This window comes from Streptococcus sp. 3613 (assembly GCF_013277375.1).
Taxonomy (GTDB): Bacteria; Bacillota; Bacilli; order Lactobacillales; family Streptococcaceae; genus Streptococcus; species Streptococcus pseudopneumoniae.
Genome location: NZ_VMMV01000042.1, coordinates 1 through 4,857 on the forward strand (window position 1 = coordinate 1; position 4,857 = coordinate 4,857).

Sequence of the window (4,857 nt, forward strand, 5' to 3'; positions counted from 1 at the left end):
AAAACGGTGTTTTGAGCAGGCTACGGCTAGCTTCCTAATTTGCTCTTTGATTTTTTGAGTATAAGGACATGTTGGATTCTATGTGCTGTATTGTCAACAATACACTCTTCTTCCTGTATATCTACCAACATGATTTACAGAATTTTATTTTACTATAATTTTACCTATATTCCAAGACAGAAATAAAATAATCAAGAACAAAAACGCATATAACCAATAACTAGCTATATGCATTTTAACACTTAAAGCGAACTGTTAAGTTGCGACTAGTGGTATCCAGTCCTAAGTAAGTCGGAAATATACAGTTTATTTACGACTAGCAAGGCATTTACCCGGCAATAAGAGCCCATCTAAATTGACTTTTTCTTAAAGTAGAAATTTCTACGAAAACTATCTAAATAAACTTTTAATCTCTATGACGGACAAAACATGTCTCAGTTATTCATCAACATCCAAGGTTCTAGTAGTTGACCCACTCCCCATTGGAGTTAACTTTATAACCATCTACTATAGTATTAACCGCTAATCTTCCGCTTTCATTGACATAGTACCATTTGTCTCCAACTTGGAACCATTGATTTACCTTCATTGCACCAGATGATTCCTGATAGTACCAATGGTCTCCATCTTTTATCCAACCAGTTGCCATTGAACCGTTAGCATTGAGATAGTACCACACACCACTGGATTCAACCCAGCCAGTAGACATTGCTCCGCTCTCACTCAAATAATACCATTGGTTACCATCTCTGACCCAACCAGTTGCCATTGAGCCGTTAGCATTGAGATAGTACCACACACCACTGGATTCAACCCAGCCAGTAGACATTGCTCCACTCTCACTCAAATAATACCATTGATTACCATCTCTGACCCAACCAGTTGCCATCGCACCAGTAGAACTCAAGTAGTACCATTTATCCGCTTCCTGATGCCAGCCTTTCACCACTTCACCAGCAGATGTATAAAAATACCACGCACCATTTTCTTGCTTCCAACCAGTCGTTATTGGAACTTTAGTCTCAGTTTTAATAACATCTCCTACATAAGATTGGAGGTAACGAGGAGCAAAAGAAGTAAGAGGAGAGTTTGCTACCATTCTATCTGAAGACCCCAAAGATAATTTATCCTTCTCTGACTTCCTTTCTGTCATCTCCTCAGATACATTTTCTCTTACTGTATTCATGGTCTCGACAGGATTTTCTTTCGCATCTTCAGGAATTCTACTGCCAGCTAGTATAACTGGTAAATCATGCATACTGTCAATTCTACCGGCCAGTAGACCTGTAATTTCTTGACCTGCATCTTCTTTATTAAAGGTGAAAAGTAGAGTTTTTTGATCTGCTTGGGTCAAGAAGGTAGCCTTGTGTCCATTCGCTAAAGTCAAAGTCGGAATAGAATTCACTAGTACCTCAGAATCAAATTGCATAGCTAAGATACCTTGTTCTGCATCCTCTTCTTCTGTTTCCAATTTACGAACGTCCCTGATAGTTACACTCGTTGGATATACCGGATCTTTTGTTAAAAAGTCCCAATTAAATTTTCTAAATGATAGGGTATAGTCATTTTGTCCTTTTTCAGTGTGTTCATACAAGATACCATACTCCCCATTTCCTAATTCTTGGAGCGAATTATAGGCAAACTCTCCTTTTTGAATTGGTCTATGATGTAACCAAGTCAAGTCTCCGTTGTCCTCTACACGAGCCAAATGAGCCATTCCATTCGTCCGTTTAGGTCCTCCTGAATTGGTTAAAATGATGTATTCTTTTCCTTCGTGCATGGTGTGAATAGCAGCCATTTGGACATAAACATCTTTAACCTGATTGTATCTCTTGATTTCCTTGTCCCAAGTTTGCCCACCATCTTTACTTGTGGCAACCTGTAAATCACCCGTTAATCCTCTCATAAAGAGTTTCACATCACCATTATTTAACTGTACAGCAACTGACTCTGTATTTTGGGCAGGACTATTATTCATAGTTGAGGAATGAATTTTCCTTCCGCCTACTGTCCTATCATCATTGACAGCAGCTCCAGCCTGCCATGTTTCTCCATGGTCATCTGAATAAATCAAACGAGAAGACTGGGATCCGCTTAGATGGGAGATAGCATTGGTGGTATAAGTAGGAACTAAGATACGACCCTTGTGCTCTCCTGTTCTAAGCACAATTCCTGTACCTGGACCTGTTCCTAAAAATTTCATCCAATCTTGGCGAATTGATGGTGTAATATCTCTTGGTTGCGACCATGTTTTCCCATCATCATCACTATAAGAAAGCCACAAATAGCTCGTATAGGCTACACGAAATGGATTTTTAGCAGATGGAGCAAAGTAGATATTCCCAAGAAGCTCTTCTCCTTTATAGAGGTCACCCTTATCTCTGTAGGCTTCTTCTTTTGGATCCACTACAACGCGATAATCTGTTTTTTGATTATTTGCATCATATACTTCTCCGTTTTCTCGGACAGTATATGCTTGATTTTCCCCTTGTTTATATAGTAATTGATAGTGCTTATCTCCAACTTGTTGATAAGCTTTTTGAGGTTTGTTTGGCATTCCAAAGACAGCTCGACCTTCTGGAAACATATCGTAGATTGAAAAAATTCTCTTTGTGGTAGGATCTTGAACCAAGACCATATCGATATTAAGTGGAGATGGTGCCTGCGGATCTTTTGCTTCTGGATTGTCTCGCAAGTTGGTCAAGGTTAAGGTTGGCTGCCAAGTAGTTCCCCCATCCTCACTTCTCCTAACGACCATAGCAATATCTCCCCAATCAGAATGGTGGAGACGACGCTGATCTGCCCCTGCCAGTAATGTTCCTTTATCCGTACGTAGCAAAGCTGGAATCCGATAACTCTTAATTCCTTCACTATTTGGCTTACCATTGACACCGCTCATAAACAACTCTTGCTTCTCTGTCAAGACTGCCCCTTCAGGAAGTGACGGCTCAATATCTGTCACATCAAATAACTGGCTACGTTTTTTGACTTCCTCTGGAGTTAGAGCACGATTGTATACAGTCAGATTACGAATAGAGAGATTTGAGCCCCACTTCAGTTCTCCTGCTCTATTAGTTGCACCTAACTGAAGTTTATCCACATCTGGCATGTCTGCCAGGAATTTCCCTGACTTTTTATTCGTACGAGATAATACACCATTCACATAAAGACGAACCTGACCATTTGGACTATCCTTTCTTGGTCTTTCAACAGTAAAAGTAACCGAATTATACTTGCCTGGTCTAATCTTCAAAGGCGCATCTGTATAACTTCCATAAAATTGGCTACCATCAGCTCCACGTCCCTCTATCAAAGCTGTCCCATTATTGATTGCCATTGTAAAGTACTCATTTACTTTAGTTGTACTGGAAGCAGAAAAGAGATTGTAAAAACTAGGACCATCAGCAGCCGGTTTGAACTCCACATGAACAGTTGCATTTTGGAGTCCCTTTACTTTCTCTAATTCATCAGACAAGTCTACTCTTTTTCCATTTGAATCATTCGTCTCTAAGTCATCTTTTTCTATCACTGTTTCGACATTTTCCAAATCTCGTGCATAGTAATCTCTTGGAATTTTTTCTTCTTGCTTATCTTCCCTTTCTTGTTCTTGCTCATTGCCAGAAAGTTCAGTCTCTGAAACAGACTCTACATGCTCTGCAGGAAGAGTTATATTTTCTCCTTCCTCAGAAGGCTGGCTCTTTTCTGTATCAGTTAGGGTTGAGCTCCCCCCCCCCCCGAAAGTTGAGTTTCATTTGCCAGAGGTTGCTCACTCGCCCCTTCTTGAGCTAAAACAGGAGACGTTCCAAACACCACTGCTCCCACAATCATAGAAACCGCTCCTACCGATAGTTTCCTAATGCTATAACGACACTTACGTTCTTGAACATTCCGATTCATACTGTTCCTCTCTATATCTATATCCCGATTTCTGAAATAAGACATTTACTCCAGAAAATGCACTTAGTTTGTCTTTTCTTAACTTTCTTTTACTACAGTTCATTTAAATGACAAAAATGAACTAAACAAACTATCTCAAATTGGTGCCAAATTTCCCCTCTCCTTTCTCCGATCAGACTCCTACCAATCTAGTTTATCTACCAGGACACCGCTGCAATTAAACTAAAATATCTCTTTATAAGCAAATTATTGGACATCAGCTTATGCTATTTACACCATACTTCCTGCTCAATCCTTATCGAACACTTTTTCAAATAGCTTTTCATAAGCATAAATACTTGTAGAAATAATGGGAAATATAATCAAGCTCACAATCAGAATCTTATCCAGCTTAAAGGGGACAATCCCAAATAAGTGAAGAAATAAATCAATCAGAAAACTGTCGAAAAAAACTGTCAAAAGTAGTTCAATTTGTCTTTTTCTCTGCTTTTTTGTCTTGAATACCTTAAATATCATATTATTCCCCTTTTCTAAGCTTCAATCCCTTCTCTCTATCTGTCATTTCGCATAGCTGCTACTATTTTTACAGCAATCTATCTTTAAATATACATAAAGATAAGATTCTATCACTTTTTATAAGTGTTAGCAAATTTATTATACCTCATTTCTAAAACGCTTTCAATACAGTGTAGTATAATAGATTTTAGTTTCAAGAAACTCTTTTGTATAATAATATCCTTGAAAGTAGTTTCAGATGAACATTTATAGTCCATAAAAAGAAAACAGAGACTCATCTGTTTTTTACACTCAATGAAAATCAAAGAGCAAACTAAGAAGCTAGCCGCATGATGCTCAAAACACTGTTTTGAGGTTGTAGATGAAACTGACGAAGTCAGCTCAAAACACCGTTTTGAGGTGGCAGATAGAACTGACGAAGTCAGCTCAAAACACCGTTTTGAG

Annotated in this window: 1 protein-coding gene and 2 pseudogenes; all 3 read right to left on the minus strand. The window is 38.6% G+C overall.

The window, feature by feature from the left end:
* Nucleotides 1–460: 460 nt before the first annotated feature.
* Nucleotides 461–1,003: pseudogene (locus HT708_RS12325) on the minus strand (sialidase); the annotation flags it as partial.
* Between the two features lie 213 nt (nucleotides 1,004–1,216).
* Nucleotides 1,217–3,897: pseudogene (locus HT708_RS05305) on the minus strand (sialidase domain-containing protein); the annotation flags it as partial.
* A 288-nt stretch (nucleotides 3,898–4,185) separates the two neighbouring features.
* Complete coding sequence (locus HT708_RS05315; protein WP_054388273.1) at nucleotides 4,186–4,413, minus strand: hypothetical protein; 228 nt, start codon at nucleotides 4,411–4,413, stop codon at nucleotides 4,186–4,188.
* Between the last annotated feature and the right edge of the window lie 444 nt (nucleotides 4,414–4,857).